At 41.4% G+C, this 25,932-nt stretch carries 21 protein-coding genes; 2 read left to right on the plus strand and 19 right to left on the minus strand.

Annotation, left to right across the window (positions count from 1 at the left end):
• Positions 1–8: 8 nt before the first annotated feature.
• The 17 genes from LG219_RS13965 to LG219_RS14045 all read right to left on the minus strand — a co-directional run bounded on the left by LG219_RS13965 (position 9) and on the right by LG219_RS14045 (position 22,367).
• Positions 9–1,304, minus strand: a complete 1,296-nt coding sequence (locus LG219_RS13965; protein ID WP_226765067.1) for a capsule polysaccharide biogenesis protein — start codon at positions 1,302–1,304, stop codon at positions 9–11.
• Positions 1,301–2,320 (minus strand): capsular polysaccharide export protein, LipB/KpsS family, encoded by a 1,020-nt coding sequence (locus LG219_RS13970; protein WP_226765068.1) that lies wholly within the window; start codon positions 2,318–2,320, stop codon positions 1,301–1,303. Before LG219_RS13970 ends, LG219_RS13965 begins: the two co-directional genes overlap by 4 nt.
• Complete coding sequence (locus LG219_RS13975; RefSeq protein WP_226765069.1) at positions 2,317–3,483, minus strand: glycosyltransferase family 4 protein; 1,167 nt, start codon at positions 3,481–3,483, stop codon at positions 2,317–2,319. Before LG219_RS13975 ends, LG219_RS13970 begins: the two co-directional genes overlap by 4 nt.
• Complete coding sequence (locus tag LG219_RS13980) at positions 3,483–5,036, minus strand: glycosyltransferase family 4 protein (RefSeq protein ID WP_226765070.1); 1,554 nt, start codon at positions 5,034–5,036, stop codon at positions 3,483–3,485. Before LG219_RS13980 ends, LG219_RS13975 begins: the two co-directional genes overlap by 1 nt.
• Positions 5,037–5,300: 264 nt before the next feature.
• Positions 5,301–6,956 carry a glycosyltransferase family 2 protein gene (locus tag LG219_RS13985; RefSeq protein ID WP_226765071.1) on the minus strand — a complete coding sequence of 552 codons (1,656 nt, stop codon included), beginning with the start codon at positions 6,954–6,956 and terminating at the stop codon, positions 5,301–5,303.
• A gap of 779 nt (positions 6,957–7,735) precedes the next feature.
• The gene (locus tag LG219_RS15465; RefSeq protein WP_284691697.1) at positions 7,736–8,476 is read right to left on the minus strand and encodes a CatB-related O-acetyltransferase; all 741 of its coding nucleotides are present in this window, start codon (positions 8,474–8,476) and stop codon (positions 7,736–7,738) included.
• Positions 8,477–8,522: 46 nt separating this feature from the next.
• Positions 8,523–11,339 (minus strand): glycosyltransferase, encoded by a 2,817-nt coding sequence (locus tag LG219_RS13995; protein ID WP_226765072.1) that lies wholly within the window; start codon positions 11,337–11,339, stop codon positions 8,523–8,525.
• Positions 11,340–11,457: 118 nt separating this feature from the next.
• Positions 11,458–13,761, minus strand: coding sequence for a hypothetical protein (locus LG219_RS14000; RefSeq protein ID WP_226765073.1), 2,304 nt, complete (start codon positions 13,759–13,761; stop codon positions 11,458–11,460).
• Positions 13,758–14,303, minus strand: coding sequence for a dTDP-4-dehydrorhamnose 3,5-epimerase (gene rfbC / locus LG219_RS14005; RefSeq protein ID WP_226765074.1), 546 nt, complete (start codon positions 14,301–14,303; stop codon positions 13,758–13,760). Before rfbC ends, LG219_RS14000 begins: the two co-directional genes overlap by 4 nt.
• Before the next feature lie 239 nt (positions 14,304–14,542).
• Entirely contained in the window at positions 14,543–15,424 is an 882-nt protein-coding gene (gene rfbA / locus LG219_RS14010) for a glucose-1-phosphate thymidylyltransferase RfbA (protein ID WP_226765075.1), read from the minus strand.
• Positions 15,425–15,437: 13 nt separating this feature from the next.
• Positions 15,438–16,334, minus strand: coding sequence for a dTDP-4-dehydrorhamnose reductase (gene rfbD / locus LG219_RS14015; protein WP_250647329.1), 897 nt, complete (start codon positions 16,332–16,334; stop codon positions 15,438–15,440).
• Positions 16,331–17,398 (minus strand): dTDP-glucose 4,6-dehydratase, encoded by a 1,068-nt coding sequence (gene rfbB / locus LG219_RS14020; protein ID WP_226765077.1) that lies wholly within the window; start codon positions 17,396–17,398, stop codon positions 16,331–16,333. The genes rfbD and rfbB overlap by 4 nt, the downstream gene beginning before the upstream one ends.
• Positions 17,399–17,619: 221 nt before the next feature.
• Complete coding sequence (locus tag LG219_RS14025) at positions 17,620–18,273, minus strand: ABC transporter ATP-binding protein (RefSeq protein ID WP_226765078.1); 654 nt, start codon at positions 18,271–18,273, stop codon at positions 17,620–17,622.
• The gene (locus tag LG219_RS14030) at positions 18,270–19,064 is read right to left on the minus strand and encodes an ABC transporter permease (protein ID WP_226765079.1); all 795 of its coding nucleotides are present in this window, start codon (positions 19,062–19,064) and stop codon (positions 18,270–18,272) included. The genes LG219_RS14025 and LG219_RS14030 overlap by 4 nt, the downstream gene beginning before the upstream one ends.
• Before the next feature lie 7 nt (positions 19,065–19,071).
• Positions 19,072–20,220 (minus strand): KpsE/RkpR family capsule polysaccharide export protein, encoded by a 1,149-nt coding sequence (locus LG219_RS14035; RefSeq protein WP_226765080.1) that lies wholly within the window; start codon positions 20,218–20,220, stop codon positions 19,072–19,074.
• A gap of 155 nt (positions 20,221–20,375) precedes the next feature.
• Entirely contained in the window at positions 20,376–20,981 is a 606-nt protein-coding gene (gene cysC, locus LG219_RS14040) for an adenylyl-sulfate kinase (RefSeq protein WP_226765081.1), read from the minus strand.
• A 210-nt stretch (positions 20,982–21,191) separates the two neighbouring features.
• Positions 21,192–22,367 (minus strand): polysaccharide biosynthesis/export family protein, encoded by a 1,176-nt coding sequence (locus tag LG219_RS14045; protein WP_226765082.1) that lies wholly within the window; start codon positions 22,365–22,367, stop codon positions 21,192–21,194.
• Positions 22,368–22,704: 337 nt separating this feature from the next.
• Between LG219_RS14045 and LG219_RS14050 the strand changes: the two genes are divergently transcribed.
• Both LG219_RS14050 and LG219_RS14055 read left to right on the plus strand, forming a co-directional pair.
• Positions 22,705–24,141 carry a mannose-1-phosphate guanylyltransferase/mannose-6-phosphate isomerase gene (locus LG219_RS14050; RefSeq protein WP_226765083.1) on the plus strand — a complete coding sequence of 479 codons (1,437 nt, stop codon included), beginning with the start codon at positions 22,705–22,707 and terminating at the stop codon, positions 24,139–24,141.
• Between the two features lie 4 nt (positions 24,142–24,145).
• Positions 24,146–25,510 carry a phosphohexomutase domain-containing protein gene (locus LG219_RS14055; protein ID WP_226765084.1) on the plus strand — a complete coding sequence of 455 codons (1,365 nt, stop codon included), beginning with the start codon at positions 24,146–24,148 and terminating at the stop codon, positions 25,508–25,510.
• A gap of 86 nt (positions 25,511–25,596) precedes the next feature.
• On the opposite strand, the gene LG219_RS15470 is transcribed toward LG219_RS14055, so the two are convergent.
• Both LG219_RS15470 and LG219_RS14060 read right to left on the minus strand, forming a co-directional pair.
• On the minus strand, positions 25,597–25,731 hold the full coding sequence (locus LG219_RS15470; RefSeq protein ID WP_284691698.1) for a hypothetical protein: 135 nt from the start codon (positions 25,729–25,731) through the stop codon (positions 25,597–25,599).
• Between the two features lie 10 nt (positions 25,732–25,741).
• Positions 25,742–25,932: hypothetical protein (locus tag LG219_RS14060; protein WP_226765085.1), on the minus strand; the 191-nt coding region annotated here is incomplete at its 5' end.

Genomic DNA, 25,932 nt, shown 5'->3' on the forward strand with positions numbered 1-25,932 from the left:
AGAGAGGGCTATACCCAGCCAGCAAAATTCGGCGTTGGTTTAAGACCAGTCGCATCGGGAATAGACAGCGGAAACTGACGTAATAATTCGTCAAGCGGAGACACAGCGCTCACTAGGCGCTGCGCGCACGGGCCAATTGCTAAACGATTGCCCGCTTTGCAATAAAATCCACCATTCAGTTGCGAGGTATGAATCACGGTATTGCGAAAGCGCGACAGCAAGGCCATTGACGGCGGCTCGCTGGCATACCAAAAGTCATCCAAATCACCCTGAAAAGTCAGCCCCGGTAAATTGTAAATCGGGTCGCTTAAAGTGATCGTTGGGCAGCCCAAGCTCACCGCCAAACCACCCGCCGTACTGTTCACCGTCACCAAACCACGCGCATGCTCGAGCAGACTATTTAAATCACCCGACTCCAGATAATCAACTCGACCTTGCAAATCCAATGTCTGACTTAGCTGCTGGATATAACTAGGGTAATCTTCAAGCCCCATATCTAATGGATGATTTTTAATAATCAGCTTGGTATTACTCGACGCATGCAAAGCAAATGAATGCATCACATACGAAATCACCTGCTGCATATTATCAAAGTGCGAATGATCACGAATTTGCGCGTCACTATTGAGCTGCAAAGGCAGCACATAATAGCTCTGCCCAAATTCATACAGCTCATTAATACAGGCTGCATCGCGTTTTTTTTGCCAATGCAGCTGGGCAAAGCGCCGCAAATAACCGGCATATTCAACCGGCGCAGTGACTGGCGCATGCGTTTTATAACCGGGATAAAACAATGGATTCCAAAACCCCGCCACGTGATACGCCACATCGTGCACAGTGCGAATACTAAATTGCGAGCGAAATGGCTGGCCATCACCATACTCGGGCAAAGCCCCCCCTACCTCCCAATACCAATCAGGATCTTTAGGCAGGGGCGAATGCATATTGACACCACCGCGCTCCAGCGTAATCCAATAAGGGCGAAAATAGCCCTCTTCAAACACATGCGTTTGCACCCCATAAGCCTTGGCCGCAGCAACAGCAGGCAAATGCACCGGCCGCCGATCACCAAACAACACTTGATCGGTAATCCCAAACTCAAGGTATTTATCGGCAATAAAATTGGCCAGATCGGCAGGCTCTCCACGGTAATGCCAAGCACTCTGCCCCCCCCAATACAAATGATCACCCGCGTTAAAATTGATTTTATAAACGGTATGACCATTGGCACGCAGCTGCTGCGCCAAACGGGCAAAAAAGGGCGAACACACACCCTGCAAAAATAAAAAAACTCGACTCGTCATCGTACGCCAACCACATTCCGTAAAATAAAACGCCAACCCTGCCGCAGCCACTGAGGTCCAGCGCGCTGCTGTTGCCAATGCTGCAAGGTATCTAGCGCCTGTTCTGGCGTAGCACTATGCCGAGAATCTCTAGAAAAATATCTAGGGTATAAGATCAGGCAGCATGCAATTAGCTGCTCTAAGCTCAATACCCTAGTACGCCGTACATTAAACATTTGATCCTGCGTTAAACCCCAGCCCGAATAAAAAGGCTGGCCGTAACACACCACACGCTTACCGCGTAACAAGGCCTCAAACCCCGTTAGCGACGTTAAAACATGCACCTCGTCCACTTGCGGCAAAATCGACCCCATCGGTACATCGTGCAAAATTTCATCACACCACTGCCCCGCCAGCGATTCATCCTGCCCCACAGCACGCAGCCCCGCCACCACATCAGGGTGTGGTTTATACACCAGCCATGCCTGCGGATGAGCCGCCCGCACCGCCTGCAGTAGCGCCATATTGTGCCGAATACCGCTCGCACCAAATACTAACGAAGCATCTGATTCAACCTGCCCCGGCACTAAAATCACCTGCTCAACATCCGCCGGTCGCGACCAAACGCCAGCCCCTACATTGTATTTAGTCAGCCCCGCCGCCAAAATTCGCCGATGTAAATCACCAGCACGCGCCAGTAAATCAGCACTGATCTCTGCCTGATTTAACAAGGTCTCTAAATCAGACACCTGCTGCGCGTTGTAATACATCCCCTTGGTATCCAGCACCCACGACAAAGGCCGAATCAAATCGGCCCCCAAGCCCACTGAGCGCAAAAAACCATCCTCAACCCGAATCACTTGCTGCAAACGAATCGGGCAAGCACGCACATCGCGCATGCCCCACACCACCAAGACCGCCCCATCGGGCAGCGCCGACCAATCATCCACAAAGCGCACCGTTTGCCCAGGAAAGCAGCTTTTTAAAGTACGGCGCTTCCAATTTGAAAACCCTAGCGCAAAGACCGTAGCGCTCATGCTGGCACCGGATCAAGGCTAGCCAACAATTGATCCACCACCACAAAATGGTCGGCCCAAGTTGGCGCAACAAACCCCGCCATTCTAGCCAACTGCGCCAGCCGCAAAGGATGCTGGCTATCGCAATAATCACCAATCAACGCCAACCAACGCGCGCCATCTAAAGGATCGACATACTCGGGAATATCCCCCGCAATCTCATGAAACGCAGGCAAATCACTACACAGCACCGGCAATTTCTGGGCAAAAGCCTCAACAATCGGCATCCCAAAACCTTCGGCAAACGAAGGAAACAACAAAGCCTGCCCATGCTGCAAATACGCCGCCAATTCAATATCAGTACAACGCCCAACCTCTAAAACATGCCCCTGCAAAGCTGGGCAGCGCTCAAGCAAATCCAATGCGTTTTCGCATTCCCAGCCCCGCTGACCAATAATCACCAACTTCGGCGCAGCAGCGCCCAAGCGCAATACCAATTGCCGCCATAACTGCAAAATAAATGCATGATTCTTACGCGCCTCGATCGTACCCAGCATCACAAAATACGGCCCCGGCACAGGGCGCGGTAAAGCCTGCAACGGCAAATCCGCCGCCGCCAGCCAAGCCACTGCCGCCGCCGGCATGGGTAAATCCTGCGCCAACGCAAAAGCGCGCAACTCATCCAAAGTCGCTTGAGAATTCACCACCACCGCGTGGGCATACGTCAACACCGTTTGCATACGCAATTGATGGCGCTGCAATTCACCGGGGCGACAATATTCGGGATGAGAAATCGGAATTAAATCATGAACAAAAAATAATGGCCTAGCCTGAATCGACGCTAGCTTTTTAATATAATTTTTATTCTCAAGCCCAGAATGACCCGCATTAATTAAAAACACATTCGCTTGATGTAGATCATCATTCGAATTAAAAAAAGACTTTGCCACACAGCGCTGCACCCAAGATTTAAAGCCGGTATTAACTTGCAGCAATGCAGCAAAAAATTGTTTTGAATCAGCATTCCCCAATAATACCCACCGAGAATGCAATCGAACTAATGCACGAGAATCAGCAGAAAAATGGCGTATATACTCCAAAACAACCCGATCAACCCCAGTAGGTAAACGACCTTGCATCGTTCTATCGATTGAACGCGTGGCATCAATTATAAATTGCTTCATTAAATATGGCTTTGCCTTTTATTATTAATTTCTTGCAAAAATTTCTCCCAAACCGGCAAAATAACATTTGAATCATATCGCTTGGCAACCAATAGCCCGCGATGATGCAATTGATTTTTTAATTCATCCGAATGAGTCGAGTAGCGTACTTTTTTTATCGATTCAATCAAGCTATCTGTTGAATGTGGATCAAAATATTCAGCAGCATCATCATAAATTTCACGATGAACCGCAATATCAGATGCAATCACCACTGAACCACAACTCATTGCCTCAACTCCAGAAAAATCAAATCCTTCTGCAATACTTGGGCACACAGTAGCTTGAGCATGGCGGTATAAAACACGCAAATCTGCCGATGGCACATTATTTAAAACAAATAACTTGCCTTGATCAATCCAAGTTCGCATCTCTCGCATAATTGGCTCAACATCCCAACCCAAACCACCCACAATCACTAATTTTAATGATGGATCAATCTCTGCGCGGATGTTTTCCCACGCTGCAATCAAACGAGTATGATTTTTTCTTGGTTCAATTGTGGAAACCATAAGCAGGTAATTAACATTACCGGCACCTAAATGCTGCTGATAAAAGAGTTCTTTTTCATTTAGGCTTCTAAAATCAGGGCAAGTACTCGCCGTAGAAAAATTTAATCTTGCACGAATAATTTGTGAGACTCGCTCTACAGAAGAATCTTCATAAAAATAATCTGGGGCCACCATATTATGGATCGTGACGGCCCTATCTTTAACTTCAGGAAAAACCTTTAATAAATCTTGTCGAGTCGCCTCTGAAACACAGGCAAAATACGCACCAGACTGCACATTACTCAGCAAGGCATTAAAATGAACCGCCTGATGCCTTGATTTATTCGCAAACGCATGCGACATAAAAATAGGCAGCGCATCATGATAGCGAACCACCAAAGTGGTTTTTTTATTTACACGGGCAGGATAAGGCGTCTGTGAAATAAAAATATCACTGTCTGCAGTATCTAATTGCGGATATATCGGACTAGAAAACAAAAGTCGTGAGTTTAAACCAACTGTCTGAAAAATATTCCATGGTGTTGCACATATTTTATAATTTTTTTTAGTCACTAAAGAATAATCAATCGCAGGCAATGTTTTTGCAAACAAAGTTTGCCAAATAAAATCTTCAAAATAGCGAGATTCAAAAGTAGTCAATGCGACCTTATGCCCGCGAAAGCGCAGCATAGTAGATAAAGTAAGCCCTAGCACCGCGCGCCGGCGTTTTAAATATAAGGCCCAAGCGTCAAATTTATTTTTAATTGGTTTAATATCAATCGACAAAATAACTTTTGAATGGCGATTCAAGCGCTCACTATTTGCCAGACCATCATCACTCAGTTGGTTTGTTTTGATCCCCGCCGTCAAAAATCGAAGAGAAGTTTGCAATAACCCTTCTACTTCGAGTGATTGACTAAGACATAAACCCCTAAACAATAAACGTGTTTCTTGAGGAATACCCGCATAGCCTTCCAATGCTGGACGCATCTCTAGCAGGATTTTAATTTTATCTTTTTTCATTCTGAAAATATTATCCAATCGCTTGTATGAATCTCAAAAAATAAATTAAGTGGTCACGAATAACGGATTGGAACAGGTAGGAGCTGGCTTGCCAGCGAATGCAATGCTTCGCTAACTGAGCCAATTCTACGAAGAATCAAAAGTGTTTCTCTTACCACTTAAATGCCAACTAAAAACAGATTGAAGCTTATAACATCGGGCAAAAAAAGAAGCCCCGTTGCGAGCTGGCTCTATTTTACGAAAATCAACCGATTTTTTAATGACTTAAAGATGCTGATCATCCAATCTCGGTGGCCAAGCCAAATTAAAGCCCTCAGAATCCAAACTTAAATTTGGGCTATACGCAGGATCGGTCACTAAAGCAGTGCCCCAGCGTTGCTGCATATAGGCAATTTCTTTATGCGCCCGAGCTATTTTTTCTGGGGTATCGTCAAATCCACGGCTAGCAGATTCATGGTGATAAAGCTCGGCATAAGGTGTCCAAAGATTACGCAAGCCCGCCTCGCGCAGCCGCAAGCAAAAATCAACGTCATTACAAGCCACTTGTAATTCAGTCTCATTAAGGCCATCCACTAATTCATACAATGATTTGCGAACCACCAAACACGCCGCAGTCACCGCCGAAAAAGACTGAATCAAACTGGCACGCCCACAATATCCAACATGATTTTTGGGCAAAAATCGATGCACATGCCCGGCAATACCATCCACCCCCAAAATCACGCCAGCATGCTGAATCGTATCGTCGGCATACCAAAGCCTAGCCCCTACCGCACCAATCTCTGGCCGCAATGCATGGCTAACCATCTCTGCCAACCAATCAGCATTAATCACCTCGATATCATTATTAATGAGCCCGATAATTTCGCCATTCGCCTGTTTAACCGCCGCATTATTCAATGCCGAATAATTAAATGGCCGATCATCTCGTATTACTCGCACGCATGGCATATCCGCCAATTCACGCAAATAGTGCAATGTGGCTTTATCATCAGAGCCATTATCGACGATCAAAATTTCGTAATTGCTATACGTGGTTTTATTCAAAATCGAATCAATACATTGCCTAAGTAGCTTTAAGCCATTGCGGGTAGGAATAATCAGGCTAACCAAAGGTAAAACTTCTGGCAAACCATAACGTACCCGATAGCCATAGCCCATCGATTCAGCGCTAGCATTGACACCCAAACGCTGAAAATGCGCATTCAGCGCACGCTCACCCGCAATAGCGGCGTAAGGCTTGGCCTCTGAAGAATGAGCCGTACTATCGGCATGCACTCGCCAATGGTAAAGAACCCGAGGAATATGATAAATCTGCTTTGCATCAATCTGCTCAATACAGCGCAAAGCTAAATCATAATCTTGCGATCCCTCCAGCCCAACACGAAACCCACCCACAGCCCGCATCAAGGCAGTGCGATACACCCCCAGATGCGAAAACATATTTTGTGAATAAAATAAATCCGGATTCCAATCGCATTTAAAATACGCATCCGAGCGCCGCCCTTCCTCATCCACCTTATCTTCATCCGAATAAATAAGCTGGCAATCTGGCTGCTGATTAATCGCATCCACCACCCAAAATAATGCGTGAGCAGGTAATAAATCATCATGATCCAGCAAGGCCACCCACTCACCGCTGGCTAATGCCAAAGCACTATTAGATGCCGCAGAGATATGCCCATTTTGCGAGCGAAACACCAGCTTAATCCGCGAATCAAGCTGTGCAAAACGCGCTAAAAGCGGACGAATTGCCGGATCAGGCGAAGCATCATCTGCAATACAAAGCTGCCAATTGGGGTAAATTTGCGCACGAACTGATTCTATCGCCTGCACTAACCAAGTTGGATTTGGGTTATACACCGGCATCACAATAGAAATCAGTGGCTGATTTTTTAACTCAGCTAATTGCATTTTCATTGCAAGCTGATGTATCTCAGAGAGAGAGTCAAATGAATCAATCCAATTCATATATGTGACTACTTTATTCTTATTATCCGGTTCAAAAAGAGAGCAATAATCACTCCAGAGAGCAGCTACATTACTAAATGAGTCATGCTTATCCAATCGCCTAGTTTGAGGTTTACTCAAATTCCATATATACCGGGGATGAAGCGAATTCAGCTTTTTAAGCATTCTTGATTTTGCGAAGCGTTTACTCACTTTTACTAAACGAAAGTACTGCAAATCAAAGTTATCACTAGATATGAGAAAATTAAAACTTAACACTCCACTATTATCAAAATATACAAGACGTTTATGCAGCCTTTCAGACACAAGAGGCAGCATCAATGAAAGCGATACTTCGTCACTTTTTGTATTATTTAATAAAATTTGACAGTTAATACGTTTTACATCGGCCTTTACTTTCATTTCAAGCATATACCAACTTGAAGAAATACTATTTTTCATAGAAAAAACAGCGCAACAGTAATTATTTTCACCTCCTAAAATTTGATCCTTCAGCGGCACATGACTAGATGTCAGAGAATCAGCCTTCCAATTAAAATTGAATTGGCTGAAGTACTTAATAATAAAATTCACTTACTTCAGCCCTTTAAATACAATCTATAAATGAATATAGAAAAAAAGAATACTTATTATTCACCACTCTTGTTAAAAAATCGTTCATAACGAAAAACTCATCAAAAGAAATATTTAATTTAACCTTATTCACACAAGAAAACCAAAATCAATTGCTAAACTATAAATTCATTTAATTCAAATAAATTTATTTCTTCTGGCGCGTATATCTTTGTTGATATTCTTAATTCTTCAACGAATTTAATAAACTCAGGGACATTATCAATACACGCTCCTTTCAGTTGCCATGGAGCATACTCCCACCACTTTAATTTAAGTAACGGCTCTATATAACGTTCATCAACCTTATACTTAATGAATCTTGCAGGTGAACCTGCAACAACAGCATATGGAGGAACATCTTTTGTAACAACAGCCATTGCAGCAACAACAGCCCCATCACCAATAGTTACACCAGGCAGAATAAACGCACCATGACCAATCCAGACATCATTTCCAATCACTGTTTTCTGCGCAACAACAGGAGGTGAGCTTCGGTTAAAATCATGATCAAAATTTAACCCTATATTGAAAGGCAGATCATTGTCCATGATATCTTCATATTTTTGATAAAAAAATGGAGATGTACTTACATAATGCAATGGATGGGAATGTCTTCCTATCTGAACATTTTCACCAAATGAACAATAACGTCCAATCTTGCAAGCAAAATAAAATCCACTTACAGCATAACTAAATGCTCCCATATACAAAGAATAGTGAATATCCATCCACTTAAAACTACATGGGGCTTCAAAAACAACATCATCTGGCAAACTGATATTAGGCTGATGATGTGTTGTAACGCCTAGTTTTTTAAGCGTATTTATTAAATTCTGACTCAAGATGATTGACATTACATAACCTTTAATTAAATTTTTTCTAAATTTGACGCTCAATACTTTAAAGTCTTTTATTGGTTATAATGCCAATTCTCTTTGCAAAATCATCAATTGTTTTGTTCAGTTGATTGATGCCTACAACCTCCCCAAGCTCATACTGGCAAACCCTTTCCGCTGGTGCCCCATAGTTAAAAACAATCAGCGGGTACCCCATTTGCATGATCTCATCAGTCGTATATGAATACGTTTCAGGCCAAATTGAGGGAATCAAAAATACATCAATTTCTTTATCTAGAACAATTTTTTCTAGCTCATTTTTATTATACCGCCCAGTCTTCTCAAATGACGAAGACATAATCGGGATAGAAATCTCACCAATTAAAATTAATTTTGCAGGAATATCACTCTCATCAAAATAATTAACCAGCTTGAGTATAATATTTGCGCCCTTTGCTTCATTAATTCCACCCAAAACACCAATTCTCAACTCACTTGGATTTTTTCTTGGCACAAAAATAACTGGGTGTCTCCCAGAAATATCATGCGGAGTAACGATTACTTTTTCATATTGCTCAGGGTATGCCTTGAGCAAAATTTCTTTCGACGATTCTGAAAAACAAAGAATTTCATCTGCTATATTTAATAATTTACCCCAATTAGCCCGCCAATTATATATATCTGTTGGCGCCTCAAAAATTTTAAACTCACCCGTATTTTTTTTAAGGCAATTTACACACTTATCTAAATCAGTAGGTACGTCACAAAAAGTTCCAGTTTCATCAAGTAGTGTGTAATTACTGCAAACTGGAAAAAAATCATGTATTGGAACGACTAGTTTTGTAGCTGTACCTAAACGTACCTTTAACGAAATAATTTCATCTAAATGATGAGGAATATTTTCAAAAGATACAAATGAATTTATAAAAACATTATGAAAATTAAATGCAGAAATAAATTTATAAAGATCTTCGACCTCCTCTGCTTTAAAGATTACAACAACATCATCATAATTAAATTCGATCAAATATTGCTTAGTTTGAGAAAAATCGAACTTTACTGTGCAAATAAGATATCCAGCTTGAAGATATTCAGCCTTTTTTTCATCAGCATAGTGATTGGCTCCTCCACCTAAATTATGATCAATAATTAGATACGAGCTTCTTGTGTTACTGACTACCCTTAACTCAAGCAACTTCCGGACTAATTCAAGCTTATTCTCTTGTATCGTCAACTGAACTTGTTTTTCATAGTCGGAATGCTTTTTTGTTAGTATTTTGTAATTATTTTCAATCAACTTCTTCTTTGTTTCACTATCAAATGAACCACCGTGCTTATGAAAAACAAATAAGTTTGGAATATGCAAATTCTTATACCCATGTGCTACAGCTCTCTGACACCAATCATTCTCTTCACCGTAGCCTTTTCCAAAAACCTCATCAAACATACCAATTTCATCGACTAAATATTTATTCACTCCCATACAAAAACCAACACCAGTCGGAATTTCAATCATAGAATTGTTCACATTAATACTTTTAAAGTAAGAGTCGAGTTCTTCAACATCAAGTCCTTCAAAAATACTGTTATCTTCCAAATATCTAGGAAAGCTACAAATTGTTCCTGCATTTGTAAAAGGTGTTGTACTTGCAATATTGTCCATCGTAAATATTGGATACATAAGTCTCTCCAACCATTGTGAAGGAACCTCAGTATCAGTATTAAGTAATACAAAATGATTTTTTACATAACCCACAGCTTTATTGACACTTTTAACAAAACCAAGATTGACTTCATTAGTTATAAGTACAAAATCAATCAATGGATTTTTGACTAAAAATCCTTCAATGAATTCAGCTACTCGTTGGTCAGGGCTTGAATCATTGATGACAATCAAACGATATCGCATGCTACTATTTTTTATGATGCTGCTAAATAATGCATCAAGATAATCATAGCCATTGTATACAGGGATAACGATATCAATTGGGTAATCTAACTGAAATTTATTTATGTTCTTTTCTTGAGAAAATAGTGGCAATACGCTTCGTACACTTAATGTAGCACTAATTTCAGATGGCATCCGACCTTCATCACGGCCATATTTTATATAATGTAGTAATGGGTTACTTCCACTTTCAGCAACATCGTGATTTGTTAATAAATAATATTTTGTATCAAAATCGGCAGAAGGGTTCCTTCCCTCCTGCCAACCGTCCGATAAATAATGACTAAGCGCATTAACATTTTCTTGAGCAACATCTGTATATGTACTCAAATAGTAATTTACATCAAATAATCCACTTTTTTGTAGTACATCATATTCAGATTCATCTGAGATCAATTCCTCATTTATATCAAGCATCATGATGTCTTTATTCAATTCTTCTTTAGCGTTGTCATCTTCTATAGTGGAATTAAAAACCTTAGTATTTTCAAAACTCACTGAAGACAATTTACTAATCTCAGTCTTTATTTCGTGCAAGGCACTATTTAAAAGCAAATTATGCTTTTCTAATTTCTCATCTAAAATTCTGAGTTTGCTATCAATTAATTTAATCTCAATATCATTTTCTTTTATATTATCTTTGAAAAGTCGCCCGATTACAGGCCAACGCTGTCGGCGAATTCGACTAATTGCAGCATCAAGCCCTATCAATTTCTCAGAGTGTACCTGCCCTTCTTTACTACAACGTAACTGACCAAGAATCTCAAGTTTTCCGACTCCTGACTGTATTCTAGATAAATAATAATTTGCGCCACCAGGATCAGGTATTCTTCCCAATAAAATTTTATATGCGTGAAATATGAAATACTCATCTTGGAGCAACAAAAGATCATCTAAAGATGATATTGACTTATCAATTTCTTTTAATGACATACCATGAATTCCCATGTTAATTTAATCCGCCAAATTCTTATGTAACATTCAAATGATTATTCTTATTTAAATCCAAAGCATGCCTATGGACTAAATAATTATTTATTTAAAATTACTTTTAAAAAAATGCTACTTTTCGAAAAATATAGGTCCAGCGCCAATAATAGCTAGAGTAGATACTATTCAATTCACTATTTTTGGTATCAATAGTAAGGCTTAGCGATTTTATACGTTCAATGTTAATATTTTCTTTCTCTATCAACATCAGCAATTGTTGCTCTTTCATTTTATTAGCTTGTTCTAATTGAGCAACAAGCTCTTGTTCTCGTAATGTATGTGCTTCACTTTGTTTTACTATATCTTCCTCATGTTTTTTTTGAATCTCTTGCATTTTTTTAGAATAAATCTGCTCACGATTTACTTGATCAATCATTTGAGCTTCTATTTGGCTATGAGCACTTAATAATTCAGCTACAGACACTTTCTCACGTTCATTTGATGCAAAAATATAGTCATTTTTTTGTTTTTCAAAATCTGCAGATAAGCACCGTAGGGTTTCTGCATGCAATCTCTCTTTCTCAGACTGCTCATGTGTAAGGACCTTAATTTGCTCTCGTGCTTGCTCCAATAGATCTTGCAAATTTTGCACATTCAGTGCGTATGTATTATTTAATCCTTCAATTTGAAATTCATTTTTTTGTTGTAATTCATTTAATTTAACTGAAAAAACTCTTTCCTGCTCTAACATCTCACGTAGATAATTCTGGATTTGAAGCTGCGAATTTTCCCATTGCCGTGAAACCATTTGCTCTTTGTTTTCGTGCTTAATAATTAATTCTTTTTTTTGATTTTCATATATTTTTTGCTGTTCAATTATTTTTTCATGAAATATTTTTTCCTGCTCAGCCGATTTAACTAAACTGCTTTCAATTTCCTGTTGCAATTGTTCTAATTGCCGTGCAATATTTTCTTCACTATTTGAATATCTAATGCTCTGCTCATTATTTTGCTGTTCATGTACTTGTTGTATAGCTACTACTTGTTCTGCAAATTCTTTTTCACGTTCTGCCAACCTCAGTAGAAAACTATCTATCTGTTGGCAATTTTTATCTATTTGAGAGTGTTGGCTTTTAATCTGTTCTACCAGCTCTTGCTGTAACTTATTTTCAAATTGATGGTATGCCTCTTGAGTCTCAAGCACAGTTAGTGAACATGCAGCTTCTACTTCAATTAATTTATTGAGTTGCTCATCTAAATTCCGATTGGAATCAATTAATTTTAAATTAAGTTCTTGTAAATGATTTGACAAACCATCTTTAATAAATAAATATAAATCTTTTGCTGGAGCACGCTTTTCAACGACACCAGAATTAACAAAGTGTTGATATGCATCAACCCCAGCAGTTGCAACATCAGTATTAATCCTAAGATAGGCATCATAATCAAATGCACTCTTAAATGCAGCTGGATCTCTATCTACTAATTCTTTAATCAATTCATATAATTTATCATCTTGCTCCAAAGTTATTTTTTTTAGTGAATTAATCCGACCTAAATATTGATCTAGCAAACGGAAATTAACTTTTAGCTTATCAAATTCATGCATCCAAAAAATTAAATTTTGATTAAAAATAGGTATATCTATTTCGTTTGATGTACGAGCCACATTTAACAACTCAAGATATAGATCTTGTACAACAGGTGGGCATTGCTCATCGGCCATCAAATCATCAACTGAATTTTTATTATGCCTTAAGCCTTCTTCAATAAAATCTTGCTGATACTCACGCAATTCATGTTTATTAACTTGCAAGCCAAAAAAATCGGCAATTTTATCAATATTTGATTTTGATTCACTCAAAAAATAATCATAATCAATAATTAAACTTGGTTTTTTTTGCGTATACTCTAAACTATTAATTACATGTACAAGCCATAATAAATAGCTTTTTTCAAAACTAAATCCATCACGCTTTGCTAATGACTGAGCAACACTTAGTGGATTCCTAATTGCTATAATATAACTAACATCTAAACCACATCTCTCAAAGGCTTCATTCCAAAAACGTAATAGCACTGCAACTCGAGGATCTTTAAAACCAAACACTTCAGCATTAATTGTTTTTTGACATAACAAATTTTCTGCTCGTACAATATATCCTAAATCATCCAAACGATTCATTTCATGAAGATCAATTAAGGACAAACTATCCCAATCACGTCCTAATACTTTTAATATTTCAATGTTTAACTCGTTAATATCTATATCTTCAAAAAAACCTTTCGAATTTACGCCCTCCATTGGTGCCAATAAACGATCGCCAAGTTCAACACCAAGTATATTTAGCGCACGTGTAATTGCACTTGTACCACTGCGATGCATACCTAATACTATAATTAAGCGTTTTCCTTTGCTTTTCATGCAAAGATCTCAGCATCTAGCAAACAATGACCCACTGAATCTTTAGCCGAGACAAGTGGCTTAACTTTAATTGTCCAATCAATTTTTATTTCTGGGTCATCCCAACGAATACAGCGCTCAAATGTGGGGGCCCAATAATCAGTAGTTTTGTATAAAAATTCAGCCGTTTCCGATAGCGTTACAAAGCCATGCGCAAAGCCTTCTGGTATCCATAGCTGCTTTTTATTTTCTGCGGATAATACTTCGCCTACCCATTGCCCAAAGGTGGGTGAGTTTTTACGGATATCCACGGCGACATCAAATACCTCGCCCTGCACTACTCGCACCAATTTGCCTTGCGGTTGTTGAGTTTGGTAATGCAAACCACGCAATACATTTTTTGCAGAGCGTGAGTGATTATCTTGTACAAATTCTATTTTTTTACCAACGGCGGCTTCAAAAACTTTATGATTAAAGCTTTCATAAAAAAATCCTCTTTCATCGCCAAATACTTTTGGTTCAAAGAGGATTACATCGGATATTGCGAGTGGGGTTGCTTTCATTTTATTTATTCACAATTTTTTAAATACAGCATTCAACTAATTTAATACAACTAGTAAATACCTTGCTCATCAATAGGCCGCGTTATTGAACTCATTCCTAATAAATTCTAGGCTTATCTAAAGATACTCTTATTTAATTAATATCGTCATTCCCGCGCAGGCGGGAATCCAGCATAGGCAGTGGATCCCCGATAAATACATTCGGGGATGACGGAGTTAATTTAATCAGAAGCCCAAAATTAGTTACTTTCTTTTAGGATGCGCTGCAAATACTGGCCATAGCCATTCTTGGCTAATGGCTGGGCTAATTTTTCTAGCTGCTCAGATGTAATCCAATTTTTACGCCAAGATATTTCCTCTGGGCAGGCTACTTTTAGCCCTTGGCGATGCTCTAGCGTGGCAATAAACGAGCTCGCTTCTAACAAGCTTTCGTGGGTGCCGGTGTCCAGCCATGCATAACCGCGCTGCATGATTTGCACATTAAGGCTGCCCTGCTCTAGATATGCTTGATTGACTGCCGTGATTTCTAATTCACCACGCGGGCTAGGCTTAATTGATTTGGCAATCTCGACCACTTGATTGTCATAAAAATACAAGCCGGTAACCGCGTAATTGCTTTGCGGCAGCAATGGTTTTTCTTCTAAGCTGCTGGCCTTACCTTGCGCATCAAATGCCACCACCCCATAGCGCTCTGGATCGCGCACATGGTAGGCAAATACCGTAGCGCCACTGGTTTGCGCATCGGCATCGGCCATTAATTGCTGTAAGTCATGGCCATGAAAAATATTATCGCCCAGCACTAATGCGCTGGGGGCATCGCCCACAAACTGCTCGCCAATAATAAAGGCTTGCGCCAAGCCATCTGGGCTAGCCTGTACTGCATATTGCAGATCCATACCCCATTGCGAACCATCACCGAGTAACTGCTTAAAGCGCGGCGTATCTTGTGGGGTACTAATAATCAATACCTCCCGAATACCCGCCAACATTAGCGTGCTCAATGGGTAATAAATCATCGGCTTGTCGTAAACCGGTAATAATTGTTTGCTAATCGCTAGCGTAGCTGGATGTAAACGGGTGCCAGAGCCGCCGGCCAAAATAATGCCTTTACGTTGCGTCATTTTTTTCTTCTTTTTAAATTGTTTCAGTCAGCATACGGGCTACGCCCTGCTGCCAATTAGGTAGGCTTAATGCAAATGCACTTTGTAGCTTGCTGGTATCCAGCCGCGAATTAAGCGGGCGCTTTGCCGCGGTCGGGTATGCCGATGTCGGCACCGGCGCGGCCATTGTGGTTTTAAGCATTAGCCCAGCTTGCTGCGCTTGCTCAAAAACAAACTGGGCATAGCGATGCCACGAAGCTTCACCACCGGCGACTAAATGATAAAGGCCGGCTTTTTCTGGCTGCTGTAATACACCGCGAATCGCATGTGCAGTTACATCGGCCAGTAGCTCTGCCCCTGTTGGAGCGCCAATTTGATCATCAATCACTGTTAGGCTATCGCGCTCTTTAGCCAGCTTGAGCATGGTCTTGGCAAAATTGCCGCCACGCGCGGCATAAACCCAACTCGTACGCAAAATCAAATGCTTGGCGCAATGCGCTGCAATCAGCTGCTCACCTTCTAGCTTGGTTTGGCCATACACACTTAATGGCGCCGGTGTATCTGATTCTTTCCATGGCTGATCGCCACTGCCATCAAACACATAATCAGTAGAGTAATGCACTAGCCATGCGCCAATCCGCTGCGCTTCTTCGGCCAATATCGCCGGAGCCAAAGCATTAATCGTGCGGGCCAGCTCTGGCTCGCTCTCTGCCTTATCAACAGCGGTATGTGCAGCGGCATTCACAATGATATCGGGCTGCACATTGCGTACTGTGGCAGCTAGGCCTGGCAGATTCGTAAAATCACCGCAGTGCTCCGTGCTATCAAAATCCAGTGCAATTAATTCACCCAAGGGGGCCAAGCTACGCTGCAGCTCCCAGCCCACTTGGCCACCCTTACCGAGTAATAGAATTTTTAGCGGGCGCTTCATTGTGCTGCGCCTACATAATGGCTCTGCACCCAATCCCGGTATGCGCCACTTTGTACTTGGCTTACCCATTCTGGGTTATCTAAATACCATTGCACGGTCTTGCGAATCCCGGTTTCAAAGGTTTCTGCCGGTTTCCAGCCCAGTTCGCGCTCAATTTTGCTGGCGTCTATCGCATAGCGGCGATCATGCCCAGGGCGGTCGGTTACATAAGCCACTTGTAGGGCATAGCTTTGGCCATCAGCGCGAGGGCGCAGCTCATCTAATAAACCGCATACTGCAGTTACAATGTCTAAATTCGGCTTTTCATTCCAACCGCCCACATTGTAGGTTTCACCCAATTGGCCAGCTTCCAGCACGCGACGTATCGCACTGCAGTGGTCTGTTACATACAGCCAATCACGTATTTGTTGGCCATCACCATAAATCGGTAAATCTTTACCCGCTAAGGCATTCACAATCATTAGCGGAATCAATTTTTCAGGGAAATGATAGGGGCCATAATTATTCGAGCAATTGGTCGTTAATACTGGCAAACCATAGGTATGGTGATAGGCGCGTACCAAATGATCACTGGCAGCCTTACTGGCGGAATACGGGCTATTGGGTTCATAGCGATGGGTTTCAGTAAAAGCAGGATCTGCTTTGCCCAAAGAGCCATACACTTCATCGGTCGATACATGCAAAAAGCGAAAGTTCTGCTTTGCTTCGCCAGCCAGATTATTCCAATACGCACGTACTTCTTCTAATAAATGAAACGTACCCACGATATTGGTTTCAATAAAATCTTCTGGCCCATGGATCGAGCGGTCCACATGGCTTTCAGCCGCAAAATTAATTACCGCCCGTGGCTGGTATTGCAGTAACAGCGCCGCCATTAACTCACGATTGCCAATATCGCTATGCACAAAAATATGGCTAGGGTTGTCTTCAAGCCCAGCTAAATTTTGCGTATTCCCTGCATAGGTTAATTTATCCAAATTTATAACTGCTTCATTGGATTGCGCTAACCAATCATTAACAAAATTAGAGCCAATAAACCCCGCGCCACCTGTGACTAAAATCATAAACACCACCCTATTACATTTATTATTAAAAACATTCGCCGCTAAGCAAGTCAAAATTCAACCCACTTATCCCCTGCAACTTATGTTTATTTTTTATCCAGCATGAACAACTTCACTAAAAAATTATCCAGCCTTATTTCCAATAAATTAAATACTGACTAAGCAAGTCCACAGCTATAACAACTAAACCGTGATTATTTAATAATGTATTGCTACGGCACTCATGCAGCTTGGGATTGATAAAACTCAAAAGCTTCATCCACTTGCTCAAAGCTTTGTAAATGTCCATTCACTAAGACTGCTGCATGCTGACAATGCTCACGAATATAATCTGGGCTATGCGATACAATAATCATTGCCCGATCTTTTCTTTTTTCAAATAGCTCAATATGGCATTTTTCATGAAAGCGGCTATCGCCTACCGCTACAATTTCATCAATCAAAAAGCAATCAAACTCAACCGCCATTGAGATGGCAAACGCCAAACGGGCGCGCATTCCTGATGAATACTTTTTAACTGGCTCACGTAAATAATTGCCTAGCTCAGAAAAATCCTCTACAAAATCTATCGCCGGTTCAATCGGTACGCCATACACCCGGCAAATAAAGCGCAAATTATCAATACCGCTTAAACTACCCTGAAAAGCGCCACCAAATGCCAGCGGCCAAGAAATACTCATTCCCCGATATACGCTACCACTGGTGGGTAATTCAGCACCACTCATCATCCGAATCAGCGTTGATTTACCTGCGCCATTACGCCCCAAAATACCAACGCGCTGGCCTTTGGCAATTTGCAAATTAATATCATTTAAAACCGTTCTTGGCCCCTGCCGAGTGGTATAAACTTTAGTTACTTGATTTAACGCAATCATTCTGGCTCAACTCTTTTTCCCATATCTTTTACTAAAGCCAACCCAATAAAGGTCAGTACAATATTAAACGTTAATAAATAGATCGGGTCTTCATGTGTTTTCACTATTTCCCCAAAATAACCATGCCTAATCATTTCGGTTGCATGCACCATCGGTATCCAATAAACGTATTCTTGCGCAACTTTAGGTAACCACTCCACCATAAATGCAGCACCAGACAGTGGAAATAACAAATAAGTAAAAATATGCCATATTCGCTCAATCAATTCAGATCGCTCAGATACCGCTCCTACACACAGACTTAAAGCAAAAGCAAACCATGCCAATAATAGCCAACCCGTAATCACAGTTAATATATCAACCGGTAATTTCATCCAACCAATGGCAGAAAATATAATCGTCAAGGTAATCATCGAAAAAGTTGCACCTACAATTTCTAAAATCAACCTTGCAGAAAATACATCGAATACCCGAACATTACGGTGATACATTAGGCTTAAATTGACTTCAATTGCTTTAATTGATCGACTTGTACAATTTCGCCATAACAAAATTGTGGAATATCCAGTTACTGCAAAGCCTGCAATTGGCAAACTTGATCCATGTGTGGCACCGACCAAAGTCCAGAGCGTGGTCACCCCAATAGTAAACAGCATGGGTTCTAAAAAAAGCCATAAAAACCCAATATTATGTCGTCCATATCGAGTAATCACTTCACGCATTACCAAGGCATGAATTACTCTTAATTGAATTACTAATGAGTGCTTAAATGAAGAAGATGAAATGCTCATTTCTCATTTAATCCTTATGCTCGCGCACACCGGCAATCAAAATACTAAATACGCCCCAGGTGATTAGCCCCAAAATAATGGTGGTGATAATCGAACGCAAGCGCTTAGGCTCTACCGCTACATCCGGTTGGTGTGGCTGCACAATACGCTCTAAATACAATTGCTTTCTTTGCGCTTCATTGCGCGCCTGCTCTAGCGATGTTAACGCTGCGGCTAATTGCTTTTCAGCAAAAATACGATCGAGCGATAGGCGCTCAAAATCTGCCGACTTATTACTTAATGAGCTACCACTGCCAGCCACTTTGGCCATTTGTTGGTCGATTTCACTTTGTAAAATATTTACTTTATTCGCAATAGTGGTAATTTGCGGATTGTCTGGGGTAATATTTTTTACCTGCGCCAACATGGTTTTGGTAGAGATCAATTCGTCTTGCAATTTAGAAATCAATTGCAATTGCGCGGCAGACTGCCGCTCAGGATCAAACACTACTTTATCATTGCGGTATTTAGATAATGCTAAAGCTGCGGATTTTACTTTTTTCTCTGCGGCCTCAACTTCATTACTCGCAAAGCGAATCATGTCATTGCGACCACGCTCATTGAGTTGATTGATTAATTCCTCACTCACATTCAGCAGCATGGTATTGATTTTTTGTGCGTCTTCTGCTTTATATGCGCTCACCTTTAATACCGAAATCGCCGAGCTACTATCGGTATTAAGTGCTACATGTTTTTGGAAAAACTTATGCAAAGTTTCAAAATCATTATCTATACCAAACGGTGCAAATCGACTAAATAAATCAATCTCGTTGCTGGCATACATAGTTGATATTTTTAAATTATTATTTAATTTTTTTAATGCATCGCGCGATACAATATAATCATTTACGGTATAGGTATCATCCTGCGCTCTAGAAAACCCAGCACCCTGCAGCAAAGCACCCAAGCCAGAAACCGATTGGCGCTGCGGGCTACGCACTACAAATCGAGATTCTGATACATAGACATCTGAAGTGATAAAACCAAAATAAATAATCGACACGATGGTTGGTACAATCACCGTGATTAAAAATAATTTATTTGATTTTGCATAGCGGTGCTTTATATTTTTAAACACCGACGAACCTGAATATTTTACTTCACTTTCTAATCGCATTATTAAATCTAATCCCAAATTATTGAATTTATGCTTAACTATTTAAGCGTTCACACACATCTATACATAAAGGCACCGATACCTCAGACCATGCCACATATCTATACCACATCGCTAAAAATATTTTAACGATTTAAATACAGCATTAATCTAATTTATTGACCTAACAACGTAACCGATCTATTCATTTTGCTTAAAACCAAATCAAATACCTGCTGGCCACTCTGCTCTATACTCATTTCGTCGGTATTGATGCGTAGCTCTGGATCAGCTGGCACTTCATAATCCGAGCCAACGCCAGTTAAATTATTGATTTTTCCGCTCGCTGCTAATGCATAGAGCCCCTTCTGGTCATTGCGTTTAGCTGATTCAAGATTCATATCTAGGTGTATTTCTATAAATTTATCACCAAATAAGGCTCTTACTTGTTGCCGATCGACTGCAAATGGCGAAATAAAAGCACAAATCACAATCAAGCCCGCTTCGTGCATTAATTTAGCAACCTGCCCCGCGCGGCGAATATTTTCATGTCGATCTTGCATGCTAAAGCTCAAGCCGCTATTTAGGCCTTGGCGTAAATTATCACCGTCTAAAACCACCGTGTGATAGCCCTGTGCATGCAATTTTTCATCAATCCAATCGGCCAATGTTGATTTACCTGCACCCGAAATGCCGGTAAACCAAATAACGAAAGGCTTTTGATTTTTTATTTTTGCTCGCTGCTCAGCTGTTATCTGATATTTTTGCGTTGTTATATGCATAACCATGGCCTCATTCAGTGATTACAGGCTACTGATTAGAATCCATCGTATCCAGCTTTCCATGACGACAATTCCAATGCGGTTTTCGTAGCGTGCAAAACCACAGGGCATTGCACCAATTTATTGCCGGTGCAATGCGCTATCGCTTATTCGATACCTACGATACGGAAATATAAAAAGCCGTTAATATTGGACGGCATTCTGCCTTTTTTAATTAAACGTATTTATTGTATTTGTTACTGGATAGGTGATTGAGAAAACCACATTCAAGAATTTTTGTAGTTCGGCAACAGGCGAATTCGACACATACAATAAATCTTTACTTTCAATCGGGAAGCTTTGCGCGGCAAAAAAGCTGGCTGGATCGGTGAGATCCAATCGATAAATCACCGGAATTTTGCCATTGGCAGTGGCGTATGTTGGCTTGGTTTGCCATTCCAATGCATTTTGATTTTCAAACCGGAAAATAAACACCCCAGCAGCATGTGAGCGTGAATCTTGTAATCCACCGACTCGGCCTAATGCTTGCGCCAGCGTAATGCCTTGACCTTCAAAATTAATTTCGTCATTTTTGCCGGTTGCGCCGAGCACAGTAAAACTAAATGGCTGGAATAATGCAGTCACCACATCGCCCGGCTGCAGCGTAATATTTTGCCTTGGATCGCGAATAACTTGCTCCAAAGGCATGCTTTGCACCTGAACGCCGCGCGTTAATTGCACTACGGTTTTATTAATGGCTTGTTTTGTACCACCAGCAGCGGCCAGTGCATCAAGCAGTAATTCACCGCGTGGTGTGAGCGGCATTCGAACACTGCCATTTACATCACCAATTACAGTGGCGTATGAAGTGGTATTGCGAGTTAACCTCACATTCACTTGCGCTTGGTTGGCTTTGCCTTTTAGGCGTTGGGTAATTTCTTGCTCTAATTCATTCAGCGGCTTGCCAATAACATTGATTTTACCGGCAAAGGGTACGGTGATAATGCCGTTAGTATCTATTGTTTGTTCGGGCAAAATCACAATTCGGCTATTGCCTGATGTATTCGAGTTGCTGGTGATTGCGCTGAATAAAATTGCCGGCGGCGCTTCCCATACCGAAATCTCTATTGCATCACCTGCTGCTAAACGTTTTTGTTTTAAGGCTTCAGTGCCAAATTGTTTTCTAAAATCAGCATCTTGTTTTTGAGATAATAAATCATTGGCGATTTTTTGATTAATATCAACGACTTGAATCCCTCTGCTTTCTGGATTTACATTCGCTTGACTGGTGATTGCCGATGTACTGGGGCCCGAAGTGGGTATATTTGAGCAGGCGCTTAGCAATACAGCGAGGGATGAAACAAGTAATTTTGCTGGATATAATTTAGTTATTTTTCTTTTTAGCATTTTCAGATTCTATTCAAATTTAGATCAACTTCAATCGTATCAATCATACTACACGATCGCTATATGCTGCATATTGATTACCATCAGCTTTAAACCGCCAAGAAGCTAGCTATTGTTTATTTATTCTAAATCACTTCATAATGATTTTCTTGTATGCGTGTATTTATAATATGCCACCTTATTTTTGCTAATTATTATACAATACTATTTACAAAGGTTGTCATAAATTAAAAAGCCATCAAATTTACATACATCAATAAAGATAGTTTTCTAATTTAAATCAACACCTTACACTACCAAACAAAACGCCTTATCATTAAATTTATGGAATAAAATAATGACCCTTATTCCTGTCATACTTTGTGGCGGCAGTGGTTCCCGTCTTTGGCCAATGTCACGCGGTGGCTATCCAAAACAATATTTATCTTTGCTTGATGAGCACTCTCTGGTGCAGCAAACTGCATTACGCTCAAAAGGAATTTCTGGCGCATTGGCGCCAATTTTTATTTCAAATACCGATCAGCGATTTTTACTTGCTGAGCAAATGAATTCAATTTCAGTTACACCACACAATATTGTATTAGAGCCGGTCGGCCGTAATACGGCCCCTGCTGTTGCGGTGGCCGCTATTTTGGCGCAGCGGGTTAATCCTGAGGCTTTAATTTTAGTTTTGCCTTCTGATCATGTGATTCCTAATCAAGCGCTTTTTCATCAATTAGTTCAGCAAGCCAGTGCGATTGCGGCCAACGGTAAATTGGTCACTTTTGGGATTAAGCCCGAGAGTGCACATACTGGTTATGGCTATATTCGCCGTGGTGCTGCGCTAGCAGCGGATGGTGCTTGTTTTGAAGTGGATCGTTTTGTTGAAAAGCCAGATTTAAAGCGGGCACAAGAATTTGTTGATGATGGTCATTACTATTGGAATAGTGGGATGTTTTTATTTAAAGCATCGACTTATCTGGCTGAATTAGGCCAATTTAGCCCAGCGATTTTAAAGCAGGCCGAATTGGCGATTGCCAATGGCCAGCAAGACCCCGATTTTATGCGGCTTGATCCTGCTGCTTTTGCTGCCAGCCCAGCTGATTCTATTGATTATGCCGTAATGGAAAAAACGGCCCATGCGGCGGTGATTGAGGCCGAAGGCTTAGGCTGGAATGATATTGGCTCGTGGACTGCGCTAGCCGAAATTACCCCTAAAGATGCATTTTCAAATAGCCAAATTGGTGATGTTATCGCCGAAAATACGCGCAACTGCTACATTCGCGCTGATCATCGTATGGTTGCTACGGTGGGAGTGCAAGACCTGATTATTATCGAAACTGCAGATGCGATTTTGGTGGCGCATCAAGATCAAGCTCAAGATGTAAAGAAGATTGTTGAGCGCTTAAATGCTTCTGGCCGTAGCGAGTCGGTGACGCATCGCCGAGTGTATCGTCCTTGGGGTTGGTATGAGGGCTTGGATGAGTGCCAGCGCTTTCAAGTAAAACGTATTTTAGTAAGCCCAGGCCGCTCGTTGAGCTTGCAGATGCATCATCATCGTGCTGAGCATTGGATTGTGGTTAAAGGCACGGCTTTGATTGTGAATGGTTCGCAAGAGCTATTGCTGTCGGAAAATCAATCGACTTATATTCCATTGGGTACCACGCACCGTTTGACTAATCCGGGAAAAATCCCATTAGAGATTATTGAAGTGCAATCCGGCTGTTATTTAGGCGAGGACGATATTGTTCGTTTTGAAGACCAATATGGCCGTCAAACCGCCACAGAGGTGTAATGAGATGTCGAATTTAACTTGTTTTAAAGCTTATGATATTCGTGGCCGCTTGGGTGAAGAGCTCAATACTGAGATTGCTTATCGTATTGGCCGTGCCTATGGTCAGTTTTTACAGGCCAAACGGGTTGTGGTGGGTGGCGATGTACGAGCTACATCGGCTGAGCTTAAATTGGCCTTAGCCAATGGCCTCATGGATGCTGGCGCAGATGTCATCGATATTGGCATGACGGGCACTGAAGAGATTTACTTTAGTGCTTTCCATTTAGATGTTGATGGTGGGATTGAGGTAACAGCGAGCCATAATCCGCTTGATTTTAATGGCATGAAGCTGGTACGCCGTGGTGCTCAACCAATTAGTGGCGATTCGGGTTTGCGCGAGATTCAACAGCTAGCCGAGGCCAATGCATTTACGCCGGTATTACAACGTGGTGTACTTAGTACGCTAAATATTTTGCCAGACTATGTGCAGCATTTGCTGACTTATGTCGATCTAAAACAATTGCGCCCGCTCAAATTAGTGGTGAACTCTGGTAATGGCGCGGCAGGGCATGTGATTGATGCGCTTGAGGCTCAGTTTGATCATTTCGGTGTGCCGATTGAGTTTATCAAGGTACATCACCAGCCTGATTCAAGCTTTCCAAATGGCATCCCAAACCCATTACTCCCAGAGAACCGTAGTGATACGCAAAATGCGGTAATTAAGCATAGTGCCGATATGGGGATTGCTTGGGATGGTGATTTTGATCGCTGCTTTTTGTTTGATGAAACTGGCGAGTTTATCGAGGGGTATTACATTGTAGGTCTTTTGGCTAAAGCGTTTCTAAAAGATACCCACAATCAAAAGATTATTCATGATCCAAGGTTAACTTGGAATACGATCGATGAAGTGAGCGCCGCAGGTGGCGTAGCGATTCAGAGCAAAACAGGTCATGCGTTTATTAAAGAGCGTATGCGCCAAGAAGATGCGATTTATGGTGGCGAGATGAGCGCACATCATTATTTCCGCGATTTTGCTTATTGCGATAGCGGAATGATTCCTTGGTTGTTGGTGGCGCAATTATTGAGCCAAACCGGAAAACCGCTTTCTAGTTTGGTTGCCGAGCGAATTGCGGCGTTCCCATCATCAGGCGAGATCAATTATCAGGTGGCCGATGTTAAAGCGACGATTGCCCGAATTCGTGCTTTGTATGCACCACTGGCGGTGCATATTGATGAAACCGATGGCGTTGGTATGGAATTTGCCGATTGGCGTTTTAATTTACGCGGCTCTAATACCGAGCCCGTGATTCGTCTGAATGTTGAGAGCCGTGGTAATTTGGCTTTAATGCAAGAAAAAACCGCCATACTCATCCAGCAAATTCAAGGTTAAAAACACGCAGGGCAAGTCATTGATCAACGCGGTGGTTCGGCCCAATAGACTGTTTTATAGGCCGGCGCTGAGCCTCGCTATTCACGCTATTTGATCAAACCCACTACCTTGGCCCGTGCCAGTCGCGTTTGAATCGCGGCGGCACGTACCGGCATGCAAGCGGTAACTCGCCAGTTGATTTTGCCAATCGGCTCAGAATCTAAAAATCTATAGGTATACATCTAGAATCATTTATATTCGTAATATAGAACGCAATACTATATATGAGTATATAAAATTTAGTTCCAGCGCCCATTCACGATAGACAACAGCATAACCGCCGGACAGCAAAAAGCCCGACTCTTTCGAATCGGGCTTTCTGGTATGGGGAGTCTGGCAATGACCTACTTTCACACGGGCAATCCGCACTATCATCGGCGCTG

The organism is Deefgea salmonis, assembly GCF_020531905.1.
GTDB lineage: Bacteria > Pseudomonadota > Gammaproteobacteria > Burkholderiales > Chitinibacteraceae > Deefgea > Deefgea salmonis.

What these genes read in the sequence shown, in the direction of transcription:
- LG219_RS13965 (WP_226765067.1), bottom strand. Translation starts at nt 1,304, where the DNA reads ATGACGAGTCGAGTTTTTTTATTTTTGCAGGGTGTGTGTTCGCCCTTT.
- LG219_RS13970 (WP_226765068.1), bottom strand. Translation starts at nt 2,320, where the DNA reads ATGAGCGCTACGGTCTTTGCGCTAGGGTTTTCAAATTGGAAGCGCCGT.
- LG219_RS13975 (WP_226765069.1), bottom strand. Translation starts at nt 3,483, where the DNA reads ATGAAGCAATTTATAATTGATGCCACGCGTTCAATCGATAGAACGATG.
- LG219_RS13980 (WP_226765070.1), bottom strand. Translation starts at nt 5,036, where the DNA reads ATGAAAAAAGATAAAATTAAAATCCTGCTAGAGATGCGTCCAGCATTG.
- LG219_RS13985 (WP_226765071.1), bottom strand. Translation starts at nt 6,956, where the DNA reads ATGAAAATGCAATTAGCTGAGTTAAAAAATCAGCCACTGATTTCTATT.
- LG219_RS15465 (WP_284691697.1), bottom strand. Translation starts at nt 8,476, where the DNA reads ATGTCAATCATCTTGAGTCAGAATTTAATAAATACGCTTAAAAAACTA.
- LG219_RS13995 (WP_226765072.1), bottom strand. Translation starts at nt 11,339, where the DNA reads ATGTCATTAAAAGAAATTGATAAGTCAATATCATCTTTAGATGATCTT.
- LG219_RS14000 (WP_226765073.1), bottom strand. Translation starts at nt 13,761, where the DNA reads ATGAAAAGCAAAGGAAAACGCTTAATTATAGTATTAGGTATGCATCGC.
- rfbC (WP_226765074.1), bottom strand. Translation starts at nt 14,303, where the DNA reads ATGAAAGCAACCCCACTCGCAATATCCGATGTAATCCTCTTTGAACCA.
- rfbA (WP_226765075.1), bottom strand. Translation starts at nt 15,424, where the DNA reads ATGACGCAACGTAAAGGCATTATTTTGGCCGGCGGCTCTGGCACCCGT.
- rfbD (WP_250647329.1), bottom strand. Translation starts at nt 16,334, where the DNA reads ATGAAGCGCCCGCTAAAAATTCTATTACTCGGTAAGGGTGGCCAAGTG.
- rfbB (WP_226765077.1), bottom strand. Translation starts at nt 17,398, where the DNA reads ATGATTTTAGTCACAGGTGGCGCGGGGTTTATTGGCTCTAATTTTGTT.
- LG219_RS14025 (WP_226765078.1), bottom strand. Translation starts at nt 18,273, where the DNA reads ATGATTGCGTTAAATCAAGTAACTAAAGTTTATACCACTCGGCAGGGG.
- LG219_RS14030 (WP_226765079.1), bottom strand. Translation starts at nt 19,064, where the DNA reads ATGAGCATTTCATCTTCTTCATTTAAGCACTCATTAGTAATTCAATTA.
- LG219_RS14035 (WP_226765080.1), bottom strand. Translation starts at nt 20,220, where the DNA reads ATGCGATTAGAAAGTGAAGTAAAATATTCAGGTTCGTCGGTGTTTAAA.
- cysC (WP_226765081.1), bottom strand. Translation starts at nt 20,981, where the DNA reads ATGCATATAACAACGCAAAAATATCAGATAACAGCTGAGCAGCGAGCA.
- LG219_RS14045 (WP_226765082.1), bottom strand. Translation starts at nt 22,367, where the DNA reads ATGCTAAAAAGAAAAATAACTAAATTATATCCAGCAAAATTACTTGTT.
- LG219_RS14050 (WP_226765083.1), top strand. Translation starts at nt 22,705, where the DNA reads ATGACCCTTATTCCTGTCATACTTTGTGGCGGCAGTGGTTCCCGTCTT.
- LG219_RS14055 (WP_226765084.1), top strand. Translation starts at nt 24,146, where the DNA reads ATGTCGAATTTAACTTGTTTTAAAGCTTATGATATTCGTGGCCGCTTG.
- LG219_RS15470 (WP_284691698.1), bottom strand. Translation starts at nt 25,731, where the DNA reads ATGTATACCTATAGATTTTTAGATTCTGAGCCGATTGGCAAAATCAAC.